A 19,555-nucleotide genomic window follows, 5' to 3' on the forward strand; every position below is an offset into this window, starting at 1 on the left:
GATTGGATTCTCTGATCGAGAAGCCACTTTCGATCAAACTATCCCGAGAATACGTTTGACTCGACAGCTTATTCCCTCGCGTGCGAAAAAGCGGAATGACCAACGACACGCAGACAGTACCCGAACGGCTGGTTGCCTTCCTGCCGAACCTCAGGCGTTTTGCGATCTCGCTGTGCCGTTCCCGGGAATTGGCAGACGACCTTGTGCAGATGGCCTGCGAGCGCGCTATCCTCGCAGCCGACAGCTTTGTACCCGGCAGTCGGTTCGATGCCTGGATGTTCCGCATCCTGCGCAATTTGTGGATCGACCACCTGCGCCGCCAGAAAACGGCTGGCCCCCAAGGCGATCTGGAGGATGCGCGCGATGTGTCGATTCCGTCCGGCGAGGCTGCATCGCTTGCGCGCATCGATCTGCTCGAAGTGACCGCCGCCCTCCAAAAGCTGCCGGCCGAACAGCGTGAAGTGCTGGTGCTTGTCTGCGTTGAGGAGTTCAGTTACCGCGATGCCGCCGAGGTTCTCGCTATCCCGATCGGCACGGTGATGAGCAGGCTTGCCCGCGCACGGAAAAATCTGATGGAGCTGACGGGAATAAGTTTTGGCGAGAGACGTTCGCCCGATACGAAAGGCGGCGTTCTATGAGCAAGAAAGATTTTGACGATGAAACATTGATGGCATTTGCCGATGGCGAACTGGACGAGACGCAAAGCCGCGCTCTGGAAGAGGCACTTGCTAGTAACGAGGCGCTCTGCGAACGCCTCGCCGTCTTCCTCGACAGCCGCCAAGTGGTGGGTGACGCGCTGAAACCGCTGATCGACGAGCCGGTGCCTGATGCGTTGCTTGCTTCGGTCCGCAGGATGGCGGATGAGGTACGGCGCCAAACGCCGCAGGATAACGTCGTTTCCTTCCGCCCAAAACAACAGCAGCAAACGATGCGGCGCTGGCTCGTGCCGGTGGCGGCAAGTCTTGTGGCGATCGTGACCGGCGTTGTCGGTTTTGCGCTGGGCCGCATAAACCCGTCTGCATCGAATTCCGGCGCAGAGATCGCCGCTGTCCTCGACCGCGAGATGTCTGGTCGGGACGTGACCCTGTCTTCCCCGGAAACGGTGCTGCATGTCGTCGCCTCATTCCGCGATGAACGTGGCGAACTCTGCCGCGAATATGAGCTGAAGCAGCCGAAAAGCAGCACGCTCACCGTCGCTTGCCGGCAGAACGGCGCCTGGGCGACGCGGCTCGCACTAACATCTGCGAAAGCCGACGGATACGTACCTGCCTCGTCACAGGAGACGATCGACGCCTATCTGGCCTCGATCCAGGCTGGGGCACCACTTTCGCCTGAGGAGGAACGAGAGATTCTGGCCCCTGAATGAATATTTGCCATCATCAGGAATAAGTCTTTCCGGGCGCCGTTCTTCCCGCATCGATTGATGGGAGAACAGCGATGACAATGGCCTTTCTGAATAAACCGCAGCCCCGATTGACTTTTCTCTGCCGCAAGGAGGACGAGGGGGTTATCCCCGCTCCCGTGCGCGCCAAGACCGCGCTGCCCGACTGGTTCCGCAGGCTGCCTGCCGTCGATGAGGCACATGTCTCATCCAACAACAGCGGCTTGACCGTGAAGCGTTGCATGCCCTTCCTCGACGCGATGGCGACGGGCTGGGTGATCGGGCTGGCGGCAAGCGTGCGCATGGAAATCTCCGACGGTGGCAAAACGGTCGATTGCGGTTGGGATTTCGACCGCACGCTCGTCAGCAACCATGCCAGCCATCAGGTCGCTGGCAATCCGCGCGAGCCGCTGCCGCCGTGCAAATTCCACAATTATTGGACCATCCGCACGCCGCCCGGCTGGAGCTGCCTGTTCGTGCCGCCGCTCAATCGACCGAATGGCGTCTTCGAGGTCGTTGCTGGGGTCGTGGATACCGACACCTACCAGTCGGAAATCCACTTCCCGTTCTTCGCCACCGGTGAGGACGGCCTGCATGTGCTGGAGCGCGGCACACCGATTGTCCAGATCATCCCGTTCCGCCGCGACGCATCCGACCTCGACGCCGACATCCGCACCGAAAACCCGGAGGAAGGCACCGTTCGCAAGACGATCCTGCGCAAGACACTCGCATCGGACGGCTGGTACCGCCGCTTCGCCCGCGCGCAGCGATAGTTTTTTGAGACGGATTTTCCGGTTCGCCGTCGCTGCCCATCGCAGCGGCGGTGCTTCCGCGCGTGTTGCAGATTCAAATTATCCTATTGAAAATATTTTATTTTTTCGAGGAATAACCATCGCTCACCGCCGTTTCTCCCTCGCAGCCAAGGAGGCTGTCACTCAAAGGAGAAACGTCATGAAGAAGTTCATCGCAATCCTGAGCGCGTTCCTGGTGGTCGGTACCGCGGCACCCGCACCCGCCCTCGCCGATGACCCGGTCACACGCCTTTTGCAGAAGATGACGCAAAGCAACAAGGCGAGCCACGCCCGGTATAACCGCGACCGGGACGATGACCGGCGCAGCAGCTGGAGCTCGAACCGCAATTCCAACAGTTCGTCGAACTCCTCCCGGAATTCCAACTCGAATTCCAATTCGAATTCGAGCTCAAACAGCAGCTCTAACTCGTCGAGCAACTCCAATTCGAACAGTTCATCGAACTCTTCGAGCAATTCGAACTCGAATTCTTCCTCCAATTCCTCGTCAAATTCGTCCTCCGACGACGATTGAGGCTCAGTCTGAAACCCGAAAGGAGGGCGATCGTGGCCCTATATGCAATTGCCCCTCTGAACCCCCACGCCAACCGGCGTGGGGAACCCTCTCTGGCGGCCGAGCGGACCGTGCCGCTTGCCCGCGTCAAGCAGATCGTCGCGGCGATCGTGCTCGCCTTCAGCGCCATGCTGATCTTCCTGGCGATCGACGACCTCACCCTGAAGATGCGGCTGACACTCGCCGTCTTCGTCGCAACGATCACCGCCTGGACCATCCTCGACCTGCCGGACACGCCCGTGGCGCTCGCCGCTGCCGCTCTTCTTCCGGTCGTCGGCGCGATTGACGAGGACGTGCTTTACCGCTCGCTCGGCAATGATATCGTTTGGCTGATGCTGGCGGCCTTCGTTGTGGCCGGCGTGCTGCGTCAAGTCGGCGTAATCGAACAAATTATCCGTCGGATGCTCGCCCGGTTCGCCACCGTGCAAGGCTTGTTCTGGGCGCTGACGCTCTTGATCTTCGCCACCGCCTTCATCATCCCCTCGACCTCGGCGCGCGCCGCCATGCTGGCACCGGTCTATCTTGGTCTCGCAGCCGCAATCGGCAATGCACGGGTCAACCGCGCGCTCGCGCTGCTCTTTCCCTCGGTCATCCTGCTCTCCGCCGGCGCTTCGCTGATCGGCGCTGGTGCCCACCTCGTTGCGGCCGGGATGATGGAGCGCCTGCAGGAGAAAGGACCCGATTTCCTGGGCTGGATTGCGCTTGCCGGACCCTTTTCGCTGCTATGCTCGCTGCTCGCCTGCGCCGTGCTTCTACGTCTCTTTCTTACCCGCGAGGAGCGGGCCATAGCGATCGCCGAGCGCAACGCCGACGAGGCGCCGACCCCTTTGACACGCCAGCAATGGACCGTGCTCGCCGTGACCGGCGCGATGATCCTGCTCTTCGCAGCCCAGCCCATGCACGGCATCGGCATGCCGCTCATCGGCATCGCCGCTGCCCTGCTGTTGGCGAACCAAAAGGTCTCCGCCCTTCCGCTGAAGGCGGCGCTCAAAAGCGTGGAATGGAACCTCCTGCTCTTCCTCGCCGGCACGCTCGTCATCGGCGAGGCGCTGTTGGAGACCGGCGCCGCCAAAGTGCTGGCCGAGCGGATGGTCGACCTTGCCGGAAACAGCATTGCGGCATCGCCCGCACTCCTGGTCTCCTTCGCTGCCATTGTCGCGACGCTTTCCCACCTCGTCATCACCTCGCGCACGGCGCGGGCGACCATTCTGATACCTGCGCTTGCCCTGCCGGTCGCAGCCCTTGGTGTTGACCCGCTCAATCTCGTCATGGTCGTTACGTTGGCGAGCGGCTTTTGCCAAACGCTGATGGTCTCCGCCAAACCGGTAGCGCTATTCGGCGCGATGGATCCGCCCCCTTCGGACAGGCCGACCTGTTCCGGCTCGCCGGTTGGCTGATCGTGCCCTTCGTGGTGCTGCTGGTCGTCTTCGCCACACTCATCTGGCCGCTGCAGGGCCTGCCGCTGTACTGAACAGTACGGGTAGACAAATTGGAAAGGCCGCAGCGTGCGGTCTTTTTTATTTAGTCGGCTAATTTATTTTCATCCTGCTGGAATAGCCTCGGGGCTGTCCCGTTCCTCCCCTGTCACATCGTTGTCATAGTAGAAAGGAACATCCCATGTCATTCACGGTTCTCATCGCGCCCTCCGGTTTCAAGGAAAGTCTGTCCGCAGATCAGGCCGCGGATTGCATCGAAAGTGGCGTTCTGCGCGCCTTTCCCGGCCTTACCGTCATCAAAACGCCAATGGTCGATGGCGGCGAGGGTTTCACCAAGGCGCTCGTTAAGGCGACCGGCGGTACGCTTCACCACCTGACAGTGACCGGCCCGATCAACGACCCGGTCGAGGCCCATTTCGGGTTCCTCGGCGGCAGCGACGAGCCGACCGCCGTCATCGAGATGGCCGCTGCCGCCGGGCTCAGCCTCGTGCCGCGCGACCAGCGCAATCCCTGCGTGACGACGAGCTATGGCGTTGGCGAACTGATGCGTGCCGCGCTCGACCGAGGTGCACGCCGCATCCTTCTCGGCTGTGGCGATAGCGGCATCAACGATGGCGGCGCCGGCATGGCCGAAGCGCTCGGCATCCGTCTCCTGGACCAGGGAGGCAATCGCCTGCCCCGCGGCGGCGCAGCTCTTTCCCGCCTCGCCGCCATTGATTTGAGCGGCCGTGATCCTCGTCTTGATGGCGTGCGCATCGATGCTGCCGTCAACTGGCACAATGTTCTCCTCGGTGAACGCGGTGTTGCGCGCATTTTCGGGCCGCAGAAGGGCGCAACGCCGATGCAGGTGGAGCTGCTCGCTGCCGCCATGGAGGCCTATGCCACGTCGATTCGGTGCACGACGGGCATCGATGTCGGCATGGCGCCCGGATCCGGCGCCTCCGGCGGACTTGGCGCCGCGATACTCGGCCTCCTCGGCGGCAGATTGCATCCGCGTTACGACATCGTCATGCAGTATCTGGAGCTCGACCGGTTTATCGCACAGGCTGATTTGATCATCACCGCGGAGGGCAGCCTTGACGGGCAAACCCCATATGGAAAGGTGCCTGCCGAAGTGGCTGCACGGGCAAAAATTGCCGGAGTGCCGGTCATCGCGCTCGCCGGCACCATCGGCAAAGGCGTACGCCTTAATTTCGAGCATGGCATTGATGCCTTTGCGTCGATACTGAGCAGGCCCTGCTCGCTGGAAGACGCGATCTTCGGCGCCCCGAAACTACTCTCTCGAGCGGCAGAGGATGCAGTCCGCATGGTCATGGTGGGCATGAAGCTTGGCGCACGATGGCGCGAGGTTGCGTGACCTTGAGCAAGGGTAAAGGGGACAAAGTTAGCTTCTACAACCCAATTCATCCCGTCTTAGCTCTCATCGGCGAATTGCTGCGGGCAAGGGCCATCAACATCGGTCCGATGGCGAATTCTCCTTCTCGGCGCGTCGTGTCAGATCGCGCAGGTAACCGCCGGCGGAGTTGATGTGCCCTGCCCTTTCAAGGACACAGGCCATGACAGTGGCCGCATTTTCAGGTCCCATGATCTCGCAGGCCTGCTCGTAGGCCGATGGGCTGACGCCGAGCATCGAACGAACGACTACAGCCGCGGCCATCAGCTCGCGCCATGTGCCGACCGAGCCCTGTGGACCATAGGCTGCGATTTCCGGGCAGGCCTGCAGTACCAGCCCCAGCGGGAAGGATTTGAGCGCACCGTTGGCAGCGGAGGCAGAACTTGCGGCCGGCACACGCCCATTCTTCTCTTCATCTTTCTGTATTCGGACTGTCGGTTCGGCTCGACCTGCCGATCGATCATCCGCCGTTGCGCCCTGCTTCATTTCGGAAGCTGGTTCAAGTTCAGTAATGGATTGTGGATTTGAATTCTGTATGTGCCGCTCATAATGTTGGGCATTGCCGCTTTGATTTTGAACTTTAGCCTGCATTTCCAACTGATTGATGATCTCTTCGCGCAGCAGCTCCAATTCTTCGAGTGCGGCGGCGACCTGTTCGGTGGAAGGCGACCGTGGCAGCCGCTCGACGACATCGCGAAAATGCAAGTGAATCCGGCTCCAATCGCCGGTGGCGCCCTCTTCCAATGCCATCTCGATGAGCTTGGCGATATCGCGCCGGCAAAGCGTCAAGCGTTCTCTGAGCCGCTGCAGGTGCAACCGTTCCGCAACCACCTCCGCCGCCAACCGCTCGATTTCCTCAGCGCGCACGAGCAGCGGCGCCAGCGAAAAACCGAATGCCTCGCGGATCTCGCCACCTTGCTCCTTGCGGGCGTAGCGCTTGCCGTTCGGGCTGTCCTTGCGGATCACCAGCCCGGCTTCGATCAAGGTCGCCAGATGGCGACGGATCGTCTGCTCCGCCATTCCATGCGCGCGCAGCGACAGCTGTGCATTGGAAGGGAACACGACGAGCCCGTTTTCCTCAGAGAGCTCTCCCTTGGGATAAAAGCTCAGCAGGGCGTTGAGGATGGCAAGCGCCCGGTCGGTGATGCCGAGCAGCGGCTTGGCCTCACACAGGGCGCGGTAGAGTCTCCATTTGTCGATCGATTGACCGGGCTCGATTTTTTGAGCCGCCGCCTGGCTTGCCAACATGCCAAACGTCATCGGCCGCCGCCCGAAGGGCGTCGTCACATTTCCGCTTTCCATTTTCTTCGCCTTCTTCAAGGCAAAAGATCGCGGCTCACCAAATTCGGTGCCAAAGACTCTTGACTATGATTCGCGGAAATGTGATTCTCTGGGTGTCTGAGATCAGAGAGGGCTTCCGCGACGGCAACGTTCGGGGGCCTTTTCTTTTGCTTATTGATCTCCGTTCTTCGTCGAATCCTGTGTCTTCTCGAACGCCTCATAGAGGCGATCCAGATTGCTGGCGATGTAGGCTCCAAAGGCAGATGCCTTTTCCGCCTTCAGCGCGATGGTGAACTGCCTTCCATCATCCTTGATCTTCGCCTTGACGGCTCCGTCCTGGCGCTGCCAGGCGTGGGCCACGGGCTGAAGCGCTGCGGTGGACGAGGCTTGATGTTTCCTGGTGATGAAGGCCACGAGCATGTCGAAGCGAGCGTCCGGCTCCGCCGTCTCGAACTCCACCGACCTAGTAAACTCGATCGCCCGGGCGGCGACGTTTTCAGTCTCGAACTTCACCGACAGATCATGCCAGCGATCGCGGCCGGTGGTCTTGGCCGCGCCGATCGCAACCAGGACTTCGGCTGGAATCCGTTTGGTAACGGACAGCATCTTGGAAACCGTGGTCTTGTCGGCACTGAGGGCCGACATGATCGTTTCCCGGTCGAAGCCCAGCGTATCGAGCCTGTCGGCAAACATCGTCCTCTCGATGAAGGACAAATCGGCGCGCGCCGAATTCTCCTGTCCCTGAGCAATGACGTGGTCGCGATCGTCAAGCTTCTTGACCACCGCGCGGACGGGCCGGCCGAGCTCTTTTGCAGCGCGGGCGCGGCGATGCCCGAAGGCGATCTGATATCGGCCGTCTTTCTCGGGATGTGGACGCACGAGGATCGGCGAATCCTGGCCGCGCAGGCGAATCGCCTCGACCAGTTCGCGGAACTGCTCGTCGGTATGAACCAACCGATCCGTCACGAAGGAATCTTCGATCAGCGCGGGATCGAGATCGACCACCGTCTCGCCGCTCGCCAATTGCTCCTCGATCGCCCTGGCTGCATCAGCCTTCGCAGCCAGCGCATCAATGCTGCGCGTGACGGCCCCGAGAGCACCGATCCCTTTATAGGTGATGTGCTGTCGCTCATCGCGATGGGTCGGCTCATCCTCATTGTTTACCGCAGTAAACTTCTTGGAGTTGTCCATCAGGCCGGAGAGGAGATTTTTACGCGCCATCAGCCATCTCCCCGCCCCGGTTTACCGCAGTAAACTTCCTGGTCATTTCCGCCCCCACGCCTTGTGGATCAGATCGGCAATTTCGGTGTTGACCGCATCCATCGCCTCCATGGCGCGGTCATAGGTTGCCCGGGTAAACTGACTTCGCTCGACCTCGTAAAGCGTCTGGTTGGTCATCGCCGCATCTGAAATCGCCACGCTGCGCAACATCGGATTGGTGAGCACGTGGTTTTTGAACATCGACCGCATGAAGGCGACCATTTGTGTCTGCGGCCCATCCTGCGGATCGTAGCGGGTCACGAGATAGCGCAGCCAGTCGAGGTTCATGTTGCCACCGGCGCCCTTCAGCGTGTTCAGCACTTCACCAAGCATCTGCAGGAACTGGCACATCGACATGACATCGAGCATCTGCGGATGAACGGTGATCAGGACCGCCGTCGCGCCGCAAATGGCGCTCATGGTCAAAAAGCCGAGCTGGGGAGGGCAGTCGATGATGACGACGTCGTAGTCGTCGGCGACCGAAGAAAGCGCCTCGTCCAGCCGGGCGAAGAACACGCGTCCATAGTCGCCTGCCTTGCCCTGAGCGAGGACCCGCGGCGTATCATGCTCGAATTCCATCAGCTCGAGGTTGCCCGGCACCAAATGAAGGTTCGGGAAATTGGTCGGCCGGATCACCTCCCGCAACGGCCTCCGCCGATCGTCGTAGCGAATGGCGGCGTAGAGCGTCTCGTTCTCGTTGACGTCGAACTCCGGCTGAAAGCCGTGGATGGCCGAGAGGGACGCCTGCGGGTCGAGATCGACGGCAAGGACGCGGTGACCCGTCAGGGCAAGGTGCTGGGCAAGATGCGCCGCACTCGTCGTCTTGCCGCTGCCGCCCTTGAAGTTGACAACCGCGACGACCTGCAGATGTTCGTGGCCGCGGCGATGGCGCACATAATGTGTTCCGGCGCGCGCATTGTGCTCAAGGAAGGCGCGCATCTCTTCCATCTGTTCCGCCGTGTAGGACCGACGGCCCGACGGCGTAACCTGGGGAGGGCGCCCTTGCCCTCCAGCGACAGATTGCGAAGATAGCCGCTGGTCACGCCGAGAAACCGCGCCACTTCGGCAAGCTGAAATTCCCTGAGCCCTTTAAGCGCGCGCGGCGGAAACATTTCGAGCCGATGCTGCTTCAGCTTGTCGGATAGTTCCTGCGCCTGACCGATGATCAGCTGGTCGACATCGGAAATTGCTTTTTCTATCTGCGGTGCCATATTCATGGAAATCTCGAAAATGCGATTTAAAAGCTCTACGTGCTTTGAAACCGCATTTAGCGCCGATTTCTGGAGGAGTGGCAAGGCAAATAGGGTTAACAAGACCCTATCAAGAGGTTGTCCAATCTTTTTCAAGCACTTGCCCAAGCGCGCGCGTGTCGCTGACGGGTGCGGCAATCGCGCATTCAGAGGCCGAATCGGACGAGACCAAGGTGCAACAACGGCATTGTAGCGGAATCGCATATCGAGCATGCGAACCCTTTGACACAAGCCCTGGCCGCAAGCCCGGCCCCGTCGGCGACGATTGAGCGCCGCGCGTGCCGGCAGCAAGGCGTCCCGAGTTTGGTCGGTCAGCCGCAGCTCGGCACATGACTCAGATCTGAACTCACACGAGAATTGCCGGTCTGTCCGGTTACTCCCCGAGCGGACGGGAGCTATCTTCGACGGAGGCCGCCACGGTTAGACCACGGCTTTCCGCCTGCCCCATCGCCGTGACCAGTGCGATGATCGATTTCACGGATCTCGGGATCGGCGATCTTCAGAAAGGCGCGATTGAGCACCAGTCCCTCTTTGGTTCGCAGGAATTCGGCAACCGGATCGGTATGGTCCGGTCCATCCAGCCCCCGCACCGCCAACGGCTGGGAGTTCGCCCTGCTCGAAAAAGAAGCTCGGCGAGGTGTGAAGCACTTCGGCGATCCGCTGCAAACGACTCGCGCCGATGCGGTTAATGCCCTTTTCGTATTTCTGAACCTGCTGAAAGGTCACGCCGATCTGCTCGGCAAGCCGCTCCTGGCTCATTCCGAGCAGCTGCCGGCGCGTTCTGATGCGCGCTCCGACATAGCTGTCTATGGCATTCGGTGTCTTGACATTCATTGCGTATTGTCAGCCTCGATCGCATTTCAATCGGCGCAGCTGTAGTGCCCCTCTGAGCGGTTTTCCATGGTTGTTTTCATATAGCATACCACATATGCGACGATCCCGGCTGACTGTGGTATGAAAACCCCCATCGAAAAGACCGGCGAGCGCATGAACCCGCGCGACGGAAGGCAAATCGAACAAAAGCCGTACCAATCCCGGAGAAACCGGGCTGGCGATTGCTGCCAGGCGTGGGTTAAATGGTTCTCAGCGACCGTCGCTCGACAGTCTTGCCAGCCCGATCGCCGCAAATCCATCGAAAGCGACGCAGCACGGCACTGATCGTGCCCGTTCAGGAGAATATTGATGGCAACCGTTGCCGAAGGCGCGCCCCGTTTCGAAAAAACGACGATGTCTATTCTGATGGCGGTCAGCTTCTGCCATATGCTGAACGACATCATGCAGTCGCTGCTCGCCTCGCTCTACCCGCTGTTCAAGGCGAATTACGATCTGGACTTCGTGCAGATCGGTCTTCTTACCATGACATTTCAGGTCACCGCCTCTCTGCTGCAGCCGGCGGTCGGCATCGTCACCGATCGCTGGCCGATGCCCTATTCTCTGCCGGTCGGCATGGCGAGCACCTTTTGCGGCCTTATTCTGCTCGGCAACGCCGGCAGTTTCGCACTGCTGCTGGTGGCAGCAAGCCTGATCGGCTTCGGTTCGGCGGTCTTCCACCCGGAATCCTCGCGTGTTGCCCGTCTTGCCTCCGGCGGTCGTCACGGTTTTGCGCAGTCCTTTTTCCAGGTCGGTGGCAATGCCGGCCAGGCGATTGGTCCGCTGCTCGCCGCCTTCATCGTGCTGCCCCTCGGCCAACAGAGCGTCTCCTGGTTTGCCGCCATCGCCATGGTCGGCATGATCGTGCTGAGTTGGGTGGGCAACTGGTACATGAGCCATAGGCGCCAGAACGCCAGCAGGCCGGCCGCCAGTCGAACCCTGCCGCTGCCGCAGAACAGGGTCGTCTGGGCGCTGCTGATCCTCGTGCTGCTGACGGCAACCAAGAATGTTTATATGGCGAGCGTTTCCAGCTACTTCACCTTCTATGTCATCGACAAATTCGAACTCAGCGTGCAGCAGGCGCAGCTGATGCTCTTCCTGTTCCTCGGCTCGGTTGCCGTCGGCACTTTCCTCGGTGGACCGATCGGCGATCGCTTCGGTGCCCGTTTCGTCATCTGGTTTTCGATCCTCGGCGTCATTCCCTTCGCCTCGCTGCTGCCCTATGCGAATCTTCTCTGGACGGGCGTGCTCAGTGTCGTCATCGGCCTGATCTTCGCGTCGGCATTTTCGGCGATCGTCGTTTTTGCTCAGGAGCTGGTGCCCGGCCGCGTCGGGCTGATTGCCGGCGTCTTCTTCGGCTTCGCGTTCGGGGCAGGGGGGCTCGGTGCGGCGCTGCTCGGTGATTTTGCCGATACGCACGGCATCGACTTCGTCTACCGCATCTGCTCCTACCTGCCGTTGCTGGGCCTGCTGACGATCTTCCTGCCGCGTATCCCGAAGCAGAAACCGGCCTGAGGCTATATGATCCGCAACCAATGCGAAGTCCTCCGCATCTGGATGGGGAGGATTGGCATGGCTTTACCCCGATGTCGCCCCACCCTCGGGCAGGCGCTGTGCCATCACGATCTCGGCGAGCGCGCACCTCAAGCGCCGCCTTCATCCTTTAGGATATGCTTAAGGGCCGCAATTAATCCATAAATTTGATGGAAATTTATCCTGCCGATATTGAAGGCAGGGCAAGAGTTTTTCAGGCTCTTCCTTCACATCAGACTTTCGTGCTTCGCCCTTGATCCGCGCATTTGCCATGCTCAGCCTGCTCGGGGCGTTCGGCCTCATTCAGTCAGACGGGATGTAATAATGACCAACAACAAAAAACTTCACGGACCACAGCTTTCGCGCCGGGCGGTTCTTGCCACCGCCGCCGCTTCCGCTGCCGCGCTTTTTACCTTTGCAGCACCCGCTCCCTCCTTCGCCGAGGACAAGTTGATCAAGGTCGGCATCATGGCCGGCGAAGAGGAGGACATCTGGCGTGTCGTCACGAGTGAGGCGGCCAAGAAAGACCTCAAGATCGAGACCGTCGTCTTCAACGACTACACGCAGCCGAACGAAGCTCTGGAGCAGGGCGAGATCGACGCCAACGCCTTCCAGCATCAACCTTATCTCGATAACCAGATCCAGCAGCACGGCTATCATATCGTCCGCGCCGGCTATACCGGGGTCTGGCCGATCGGCCTCTACAGCAAGAAATACAAATCCGTCGCCGAAATTCCGGAAGGGGCGGTCATCGGCGTCCCGAACGATCCATCGAACGAAGGCCGGGCATTGCGCGTTCTTCAGAGCGAAGGCCTGATCAAGCTGAAGGACGGCACGGGCATTCTCGCCACCGTCGCCGACGTCAGCGACAATCCGAAGAAGATCGAGATCAAGGAACTCGATGCCGGCATCGTCGGCCGTTCGATCGATGATCTCGATGCCGGCGTTGTCAATACCGATTGGGCTTTGAAGAGCGGCCTTTCTCCGGCCGAACGTATCGCGCAGGAGCCGGTCGCCGATAATCCGTACCGCAATTTCATCGCCGTCAAGGACGAGAACAAGGATGCCGACTGGGTCAAGACGCTTGTGTCGTCTTATCAGAACGACACCGTCAAGGCCGAATTCGACAAGGTCTATAAGGGGACGGGTCTCAGCGCCTATTGATCCGAAACTCGGCGGGGGTTAAGGCCTGCCGAAAGGCGGTCCGGGCGTTTCTTGCCGGGACCGCCTTTGGCGTTTTTTAGGGAAAAAGCAGATGAATTCCTTTGTTTCCGCCACGACAATCGAGCCGCAGCCGCCAGCTGCAGCGGCCGAAGAAGTGGTGAGACTTGTCGACGTGAAGCGGCGGTTCGGAGCCACCGCGGCACTCGACGGTATTTCGCTGAGCGTGAAGAAGGGCGAGATTGTTGGCATCATCGGCCGCAGCGGCGCCGGCAAGTCGACGCTGATCCGCTGCCTGAACGGCCTTGAGCGCGCCGACAGCGGCGAAATCCGTATCGAAGGCCGCGATATCACCGGGCTTCAAGAACAGGAACTGCAGCCGCTGCGCCGCCGCATCGGCATGATCTTCCAGCACTTCAACCTGCTTTCCGCCAAGACCGTCGAAGACAATGTCGCCCTGCCGCTGAAGATCGAAGGCGTTGCCAAGGCCGAGCGCCTGCGGCGGGCGCGTGAGCTGCTTGAGCTCGTCGGTCTCGCCGACAAGGCGAAGGCCTATCCCGCCTCGCTCTCCGGCGGCCAGAAACAACGCGTCGGCATCGCCCGCGCGCTCGCGGCACGCCCGGCGCTGCTGCTGTCCGACGAGGCGACATCGGCGCTCGATCCCGAGACGACCCGGTCGATCCTGTCCTTGCTCAAAGACATCAACCGCAAACTCGGCCTGACCATTCTGCTGATCACACATGAGATGGAAGTGGTGCGCGGCATTGCCGATCGCGTCGCCGTCATCGATGCCGGGCGGATCGTCGAGGAGGGCCAAGTCTGGTCGGTCTTTGCCGATCCGCAGCAAGCGATCACCCGCAGCCTGCTCGGCGGCATCCGCCCACAGCTTCCCGATCATATTGCCGGCCGGCTGTCTGCGACATCTGGCAGCGAGGCGATCCTCAGCGTCGATCTGGCCGGGCCTGAAGCGCAAGGCGCGCTGTTTGCCGAGCTGTCGGCGGCGCTGCCGCATTCCTTCCGCCTCGTCCATGGCGGCATCGACCATATCCAGAACCAGCCGGTGGCGCGGTTCTTCATCGCCGTTCCCATGCGCGACCCCGCGCTTGCCGGCAAGGTCGAACAATTTCTGACGGCCCGGTCCGCCCGGGTGGAGGTGCTTGGTTATGACGCCGATCATGTTTGAACTGCTGATCCGCTCGCTTTGGGAGACGGTCCTGATGACCGTCGCCTCCGGCGTGATCTCGCTCGTCGCCGGTCTGCCGCTCGGCCTTGCCCTCGTCGTCACGACACGCGGCGGCATTGCTGAAAATCTCTGGATCAACCGTGTGCTCGGCGCTGTGATCAACGGCTTCCGTTCGGTGCCCTTCATCATCCTGCTGGTGGCGCTGATCCCGCTGACGCGACTGATCGTCGGCACGGCGCTTGGCACATGGGCGGCCATCGTGCCGCTCGCCATCGCCGCCACGCCCTATTACGCCCGCATCGCCGAAGTGTCGCTGCGCGAGGTCGACCGCGGCCTGATCGATGCGGTGCGCGCCATGGGCGGCAATCGCTGGACCATCGTGCGTGAAGTGCTGGTGCCCGAAGCGCTGCCCGGCATCGTCGCCGGCTTCACCGTCACGTTGGTGACACTGATCGGCGCCTCGGCCATGGCGGGTGCGATCGGCGCCGGCGGCCTCGGCGACCTCGCCATTCGCTATGGCTACCAGCGCTTCGAAACCAATGTGATGATCTCGGTGGTGGCCGTCCTCGTCATCCTCGTCTGCGGCATCCAGTGGCTCGGCGACCGGCTGGTCGCCAGGCTGGACCACAAATAGGTCGGCCCCGCAAAATCGTGGCGGATGGGTGGCAGGCGATCGATGCTTTGCTGCGTTCAACGTCCTAAGGCTTTATCGCATTGTGCGCCTATGAAATGATAAGCTGCAATGAAAGAGCCGGAGGAAGGCATGACGAAGAAGACGCTGTCGGATTGGGCGGAGCTTGCGCAGAAGGAGCTGCGTGCCTCGCCGGAAACGCTGACCTGGCAGACGCCGGAAGGCATTGCCGTCAAGCCGCTCTATACGGCCGAGGATCTCGAAGGCGCCGCGCATCTCGGCTCGCTTCCCGGTTTTTCGCCGTTTACCCGCGGCCCGCGCGCCACGATGTATGCCGGCCGGCCATGGACAATCCGTCAATATGCCGGCTTCTCGACGGCAGAAGAATCGAACGCCTTCTACCGCCGCAATCTGGCCGCCGGCCAGAAGGGCCTGTCGGTCGCCTTCGACCTCGCCACCCATCGCGGTTATGACAGCGATCATCCCCGCGTCGAAGGCGATGTCGGCAACGCGGGCGTCGCAATCGATAGCGTCGAGGACATGAAGATCCTGTTCGACGGCATTCCGCTCGGCGAAATGTCGGTTTCGATGACCATGAACGGCGCCGTCATCCCGATCCTCGCCTCCTTTATCGTCGCCGGCGAGGAGCAGGGGGTGCCGAGGGCCGACCTTTCAGGCACGATCCAGAATGATATCCTTAAGGAGTTCATGGTCCGCAACACCTATATCTATCCGCCGGAACCCTCGATGCGGATCGTTGCCGACATCATCGAATATACCGCAAAGGAGATGCCGAAATTCAACTCGATCTCGATCTCCGGCTATCACATGCAGGAGGCCGGTGCGACGCTGGTCCAGGAACTGGCCTTCACGCTGGCCGACGGTCGCGAATATGTCAGGGCGGCGATCGCCAAGGGTCTCAACGTCGATGATTTTGCCGGAAGGCTCTCCTTCTTCTTCGCCATCGGCATGAACTTCTTCATGGAGGCGGCGAAACTGCGCGCCGCCCGGCTGCTCTGGACCCGGATCATGGAAGAGTTCCAGCCGAAGAAGGCGTCCTCGCTGATGCTGCGCACCCATTGCCAGACCTCCGGCGTGTCGCTGCAGGAGCAGGATCCCTATAACAACATCATCCGCACCGCCTTCGAGGCGATGTCGGCCGTGCTCGGCGGCACGCAATCGCTGCACACCAATTCCTTCGACGAGGCGATCGCGCTGCCGACGGAATTTTCCGCCCGCATCGCTCGCAACACCCAGCTCATCCTGAGCCACGAAACCGGCGTCACAAAGGTGGTCGATCCGCTGGCCGGCTCCTATTACGTCGAGAGCCTGACGCGGGAGCTTGCCGATAAGGCCTGGGCGCTGATCGAGGAGGTGGAAGCGCTCGGCGGCATGACCAAGGCCGTCAACGAGGGCCTGCCGAAGCGGCTGATCGAGGAAGCGGCCGCGCGCCGCCAGGCTGCCGTCGACAAGGGCGAAGAGGTCATCGTCGGCGTCAATCGCTACAGGCTCGACAACGAGCAGCCGATCGACATTCTGGAGATCGACAACAGCGCGGTGCGCATTGCGCAGATCAAACGCATCGAGGAAACCAAGCGCCGCCGCGACGGCAACGCCGTGCGCGAAACACTGGCCGCCCTGGCGGATGTCGCGCGTAACGGCCGCGGCAATCTGCTCGAAGCCGCGATCGAGGCGGCGCGAGCCCGGGCCACCGTCGGCGAAATCTCCGATGCCATGCGCGCTGCCTTCGGCGACCATGCCGCAACGCCTGAAGTCATCACGGGCGTCTATGGCGAAGCCTATAGCAACGAGCCGGAGCTCGCGGTGCTCCGCACTCGCATGGCGGAGGTCACGGAAGCGATGGGGCAGCGGCCGAAGATCATGGTCGCCAAGCTCGGCCAGGACGGGCATGACCGGGGCGCCAAGGTGATCGCCTCGGCCTTCGGCGATATCGGCTTCGATGTGCTTGCCGGCCCGCTTTTCCAGACGCCGGACGAGGCAGTCGACATGGCGCTTGACGAAAAGGTCAATGTCGTCGGCGTCTCGTCCTTAGCGGCAGGCCACAGGACGCTGCTGCCGCAGCTGATCGACAGGCTGAGAGCACAGGGCGGTGACGATATCATCGTCGTCTGCGGCGGCGTCATCCCGCGGCAGGACTATGAGTTCCTGCACGAACACGGCGTTGCGGCAGTGTTCGGTCCGGGCACAAACGTCCTCGAGGCGGCAAACTCCGTGCTCGACCTGCTGCAGGGCAGGCGGCGGAACCAGTAGTCACAGCAATCCGCGCTTCGCCAGGTTGCTCATCAGCGCCGAAATGCCGAAGGTCCAGGGCGGGCATTCGGTGGAGAGGCGTACGGTGTTGACGAGGGCGCCGAGCCCGGCCGAGGAAATCTCGACGACATCGCCGATCTTATGGGTGAAACCCTGCTTCGGCGCGTCGCGATCCTGGGTCGGGGCAAACAGCGTGCCGAGAAAGAGCATGAACCCGTCGGGATACTGATGATGGGGGCCAAGCGTCTGCTTGACGAGATCGCTCGGATCGCGGCTGATCTGCGACATCGAACTTTTGCCGTTGAGCACGAAGCCATCGCCGCCCGTCACCTTGAGGTCGAGTTCCGCCCTGCGCACGTCATCCAGCCCGTAACCGGCATCGAACAGGCGGATGAAGGGACCGATCGCGCAGGAGGCGTTGTTGTCCTTGGCCTTGCCGAGCAAGAGCGCCGAACGGCCCTCGATGTCACGCAGATTGACGTCATTGCCGAGCGCAGCGCCCTTGATCTCGCCGCGACTGTTAACCGCCAGCACGATTTCCGGCTCGGGATTGTTCCAGGTCGAGATTGGATGCAGGCCGACATCCGCACCCCAGCCGACCGAGGACAGCACCGGCGCCTTGGTGAAGACCTCGGCGTCGGGACCGATGCCGACCTCGAGATATTGCGACCACATGCCCTCGTCGATCAGGGCCTGCTTGACCTTGGCCGCCTCCGGCGAACCGGCCTTGAGATTGGTGAGGCTGCCGCCGATCAGCGTGCTGACGCGCTCGCGGATCGAGGCGGCGCGATCGGGATTGCCGGCCGCCTTCTCCTCGATGACGCGCTCGATCATCGACTGGGCGAAGGTGACGCCGCATGCCTTGACCGCCTGCAGGTCGGCGGGGGCCAGCAGATAGGGACGCTCCTTATCCGGCGTTCCCATACTGTTGCCTGCGACTTCCTCCAAGGAACCGACCGTCTTGCCCTTTGCGGCGCGGACAAAGCCGGCGGCATCCTGTTTTTCAAGCAGGACGCTCAGCGTCGGCGCGTCGCGCGAGGTAATGTCGACCAACATCCCCTCGCGAAGCGTTACGATGCTCGGGCCGGTAGCCTCGGGGCTCCAGACGCGGCCGACAAAAAGACCAGCCGAAGCAGCGGCATCGAGAAGGGGATGAGACATGGTGATCCTCCGTCACAGGCAAGCGGGAGCGCTCTTTGAATATCTTCGAGGTCGTTGCCGCCCTCCAACCGGCGGCGGCGGAAATCGATCACATTCACGTAGACGGGGCAAGACATGCTGGAGAAAAAGACTCTCGTCCAATCGGATCGAATGAGCGACTTGTCGGCAAAACGGCGCCGGAACTCAGTAAATAACTATTTAGATACAAAATATCTATTTAATTTCAGATATTTACATATATCGATACGCACTTTCAGCCTCGATCTCACCTTGACAGGAGGCAAGTTTCGTTATCTGTTTTGCCCGACATGGAGGATGCCGGCGCCAGCCGGCGCTCAGAAAATCCCGGGAGGATAATGCAGCGATGTTGAGATTTGCCGTCGTCGGAATCGACCATGGGCATACATTCGATCATGTGAAGGGATTGCTTGCCGCTGGCGGCGAGTTCGTTGGCTATTGCCCGCAGACCTCGGTGCCGGCATTGCGCGAAGCCTTCGAGAAGACCTATCCCGATGCGCCGCAGATCGATCGGGAGAAGCTGTTCGACGATCCGTCGATCGACGTCATCTGCATTGCCGCGATCCCGCGCGACCGCGCCGGGCTTGCCATCCGGGCGATGAAAGCGGGCAAGGACGTGATGACCGATAAGCCTGGTGTGACGACCTTCGCCCAGCTCGAGGAGGTCAAGCGCACCGTTGCCGAAACCGGCAAGATTTTCTCGATCTGCTTTTCCGAGCGCCACTGCGTGCGCTCCGCGGTCAAGGCCGGCAAGCTCGTCGCCGACGGCGCGATCGGCAAGGTGATCCAGACGCTCGGCGTCGGCCCGCATCGGCTGCAGCTGCCGACCCGGCCGGACTGGTTCTTCGATCCGGAAGCCTTCGGCGGTATCATCGTCGACATCGCCTCGCATCAGGTCGACCAGTTCCTGTTCTATACCGGCTCGACGTCGGGCGAGGTCATCGCCAGTTCGATCGGCAATTTCGGCATGCCCGACAAGCCGGCCTTCCAGGATTTCGGCGAAGTGCTGCTGCGCTCCGACAGAGCGGCGGGTTATGTCCGCGTCGACTGGTTCACCCCGGAGGCGCTGCCGACCTGGGGCGACGGACGCCTCACCATCCTCGGCACCGAGGGTTATATCGAACTGCGCAAATATATCGATATTGCCGGCCGGCCGGGCAAGGATCATCTCTTCCTCGTCAACGGCAAGGAGATGACCCATATCGATTGCAGCGGCGAGAAACTCGATTATTTCGATGCTTTCACCGCCGATGTCGCAAACCGCACGCAGACGGCGATGACGCAGGGCCACGTTTTCGAAGTCTGCCGCCTTTCGCTCGACGCCCAGACGAAAGCCGCGCGCATCGGCGCTCGCTGAGGAGGAT

The 19,555-nt window shown here is 61.3% G+C and carries 14 protein-coding genes and 3 pseudogenes; 11 read left to right on the forward strand and 6 right to left on the reverse strand.

Annotation, left to right across the window (positions count from 1 at the left end):
* The first annotated feature begins 95 nt into the window (after positions 1 to 95).
* The 3 genes from MHI61_RS02305 to MHI61_RS02315 all read left to right on the forward strand — a co-directional run bounded on the left by MHI61_RS02305 (position 96) and on the right by MHI61_RS02315 (position 2,154).
* Positions 96 to 638, forward strand: coding sequence for an RNA polymerase sigma factor (locus tag MHI61_RS02305; RefSeq protein WP_239789377.1), 543 nt, complete (start codon positions 96 to 98; stop codon positions 636 to 638).
* On the forward strand, positions 635 to 1,366 hold the full coding sequence (locus tag MHI61_RS02310) for a hypothetical protein (protein WP_239789378.1): 732 nt from the start codon (positions 635 to 637) through the stop codon (positions 1,364 to 1,366). The genes MHI61_RS02305 and MHI61_RS02310 overlap by 4 nt, the downstream gene beginning before the upstream one ends.
* A gap of 71 nt (positions 1,367 to 1,437) precedes the next feature.
* A complete protein-coding gene (locus MHI61_RS02315; protein ID WP_239789379.1) occupies positions 1,438 to 2,154 on the forward strand; it encodes a DUF6065 family protein in 717 nt (238 codons plus the stop codon).
* A gap of 162 nt (positions 2,155 to 2,316) precedes the next feature.
* Here the strand turns inward: MHI61_RS02315 and MHI61_RS02320 are convergent, their stop codons facing one another.
* A complete protein-coding gene (locus tag MHI61_RS02320) occupies positions 2,317 to 2,670 on the reverse strand; it encodes a hypothetical protein (protein ID WP_239789380.1) in 354 nt (117 codons plus the stop codon).
* Between the two features lie 66 nt (positions 2,671 to 2,736).
* On the opposite strand from MHI61_RS02320, the gene MHI61_RS02325 reads away from it, so the two are divergent.
* Together MHI61_RS02325 and MHI61_RS02330 are read left to right on the forward strand one after the other, a co-directional pair.
* Positions 2,737 to 4,140: an SLC13 family permease gene (locus MHI61_RS02325; protein ID WP_239789381.1), complete on the forward strand. Its 1,404-nt coding sequence runs from the start codon at positions 2,737 to 2,739 to the stop codon at positions 4,138 to 4,140.
* Positions 4,141 to 4,360: 220 nt separating this feature from the next.
* Entirely contained in the window at positions 4,361 to 5,536 is a 1,176-nt protein-coding gene (locus tag MHI61_RS02330) for a glycerate kinase (protein ID WP_239789382.1), read from the forward strand.
* Positions 5,537 to 5,582: 46 nt separating this feature from the next.
* Here the strand turns inward: MHI61_RS02330 and repC are convergent.
* From repC to MHI61_RS02350, 4 genes and pseudogenes are all read right to left on the reverse strand, one after another.
* Positions 5,583 to 6,874 (reverse strand): annotated as a pseudogene (gene repC, locus MHI61_RS02335) (plasmid replication protein RepC).
* Positions 6,875 to 7,024: 150 nt separating this feature from the next.
* Positions 7,025 to 8,074, reverse strand: coding sequence for a plasmid partitioning protein RepB (gene repB / locus MHI61_RS02340; protein ID WP_239789383.1), 1,050 nt, complete (start codon positions 8,072 to 8,074; stop codon positions 7,025 to 7,027).
* A gap of 42 nt (positions 8,075 to 8,116) precedes the next feature.
* A pseudogene (gene repA / locus MHI61_RS02345) lies at positions 8,117 to 9,330 on the reverse strand (plasmid partitioning protein RepA).
* 406 nt (positions 9,331 to 9,736) lie between these two features.
* A pseudogene (locus tag MHI61_RS02350) lies at positions 9,737 to 10,197 on the reverse strand (helix-turn-helix transcriptional regulator).
* Positions 10,198 to 10,545: 348 nt separating this feature from the next.
* Between MHI61_RS02350 and MHI61_RS02355 the strand changes: the two are divergent.
* From MHI61_RS02355 to scpA, 5 genes are all read left to right on the forward strand, one after another.
* Positions 10,546 to 11,748 (forward strand): MFS transporter, encoded by a 1,203-nt coding sequence (locus MHI61_RS02355; RefSeq protein WP_239789384.1) that lies wholly within the window; start codon positions 10,546 to 10,548, stop codon positions 11,746 to 11,748.
* Positions 11,749 to 12,090: 342 nt separating this feature from the next.
* Entirely contained in the window at positions 12,091 to 12,930 is an 840-nt protein-coding gene (locus tag MHI61_RS02360) for a MetQ/NlpA family lipoprotein (RefSeq protein WP_239789385.1), read from the forward strand.
* A 91-nt stretch (positions 12,931 to 13,021) separates the two neighbouring features.
* On the forward strand, positions 13,022 to 14,110 hold the full coding sequence (locus tag MHI61_RS02365) for a methionine ABC transporter ATP-binding protein (RefSeq protein ID WP_275593065.1): 1,089 nt from the start codon (positions 13,022 to 13,024) through the stop codon (positions 14,108 to 14,110).
* Positions 14,091 to 14,744, forward strand: coding sequence for a methionine ABC transporter permease (locus tag MHI61_RS02370; protein WP_239789386.1), 654 nt, complete (start codon positions 14,091 to 14,093; stop codon positions 14,742 to 14,744). The genes MHI61_RS02365 and MHI61_RS02370 overlap by 20 nt, the downstream gene beginning before the upstream one ends.
* A 129-nt stretch (positions 14,745 to 14,873) precedes the next feature.
* Positions 14,874 to 17,012: a methylmalonyl-CoA mutase gene (scpA, locus tag MHI61_RS02375; RefSeq protein ID WP_239789387.1), complete on the forward strand. Its 2,139-nt coding sequence runs from the start codon at positions 14,874 to 14,876 to the stop codon at positions 17,010 to 17,012.
* Here the strand turns inward: scpA and MHI61_RS02380 are convergent, their stop codons facing one another.
* Positions 17,013 to 18,173 (reverse strand): fumarylacetoacetate hydrolase family protein, encoded by a 1,161-nt coding sequence (locus MHI61_RS02380; RefSeq protein WP_239789388.1) that lies wholly within the window; start codon positions 18,171 to 18,173, stop codon positions 17,013 to 17,015.
* A gap of 364 nt (positions 18,174 to 18,537) precedes the next feature.
* Between MHI61_RS02380 and MHI61_RS02385 the strand changes: the two genes are divergently transcribed.
* Positions 18,538 to 19,548 (forward strand): Gfo/Idh/MocA family oxidoreductase, encoded by a 1,011-nt coding sequence (locus MHI61_RS02385; RefSeq protein WP_239789389.1) that lies wholly within the window; start codon positions 18,538 to 18,540, stop codon positions 19,546 to 19,548.
* Positions 19,549 to 19,555: the final 7 nt, after the last annotated feature.

This window comes from Rhizobium sp. K102 (assembly GCF_022385315.1).
Classification (GTDB): Bacteria; Pseudomonadota; Alphaproteobacteria; order Rhizobiales; family Rhizobiaceae; genus Rhizobium; species Rhizobium croatiense.

What these genes read in the sequence shown, in the direction of transcription:
- MHI61_RS02305 (WP_239789377.1), top strand. Translation starts at nt 96, where the DNA reads ATGACCAACGACACGCAGACAGTACCCGAACGGCTGGTTGCCTTCCTG.
- MHI61_RS02310 (WP_239789378.1), top strand. Translation starts at nt 635, where the DNA reads ATGAGCAAGAAAGATTTTGACGATGAAACATTGATGGCATTTGCCGAT.
- MHI61_RS02315 (WP_239789379.1), top strand. Translation starts at nt 1,438, where the DNA reads ATGACAATGGCCTTTCTGAATAAACCGCAGCCCCGATTGACTTTTCTC.
- MHI61_RS02330 (WP_239789382.1), top strand. Translation starts at nt 4,361, where the DNA reads ATGTCATTCACGGTTCTCATCGCGCCCTCCGGTTTCAAGGAAAGTCTG.
- repB (WP_239789383.1), bottom strand. Translation starts at nt 8,074, where the DNA reads ATGGCGCGTAAAAATCTCCTCTCCGGCCTGATGGACAACTCCAAGAAG.
- MHI61_RS02355 (WP_239789384.1), top strand. Translation starts at nt 10,546, where the DNA reads ATGGCAACCGTTGCCGAAGGCGCGCCCCGTTTCGAAAAAACGACGATG.
- MHI61_RS02360 (WP_239789385.1), top strand. Translation starts at nt 12,091, where the DNA reads ATGACCAACAACAAAAAACTTCACGGACCACAGCTTTCGCGCCGGGCG.
- MHI61_RS02365 (WP_275593065.1), top strand. Translation starts at nt 13,022, where the DNA reads ATGAATTCCTTTGTTTCCGCCACGACAATCGAGCCGCAGCCGCCAGCT.
- MHI61_RS02370 (WP_239789386.1), top strand. Translation starts at nt 14,091, where the DNA reads ATGACGCCGATCATGTTTGAACTGCTGATCCGCTCGCTTTGGGAGACG.
- scpA (WP_239789387.1), top strand. Translation starts at nt 14,874, where the DNA reads ATGACGAAGAAGACGCTGTCGGATTGGGCGGAGCTTGCGCAGAAGGAG.
- MHI61_RS02380 (WP_239789388.1), bottom strand. Translation starts at nt 18,173, where the DNA reads ATGTCTCATCCCCTTCTCGATGCCGCTGCTTCGGCTGGTCTTTTTGTC.
- MHI61_RS02385 (WP_239789389.1), top strand. Translation starts at nt 18,538, where the DNA reads ATGTTGAGATTTGCCGTCGTCGGAATCGACCATGGGCATACATTCGAT.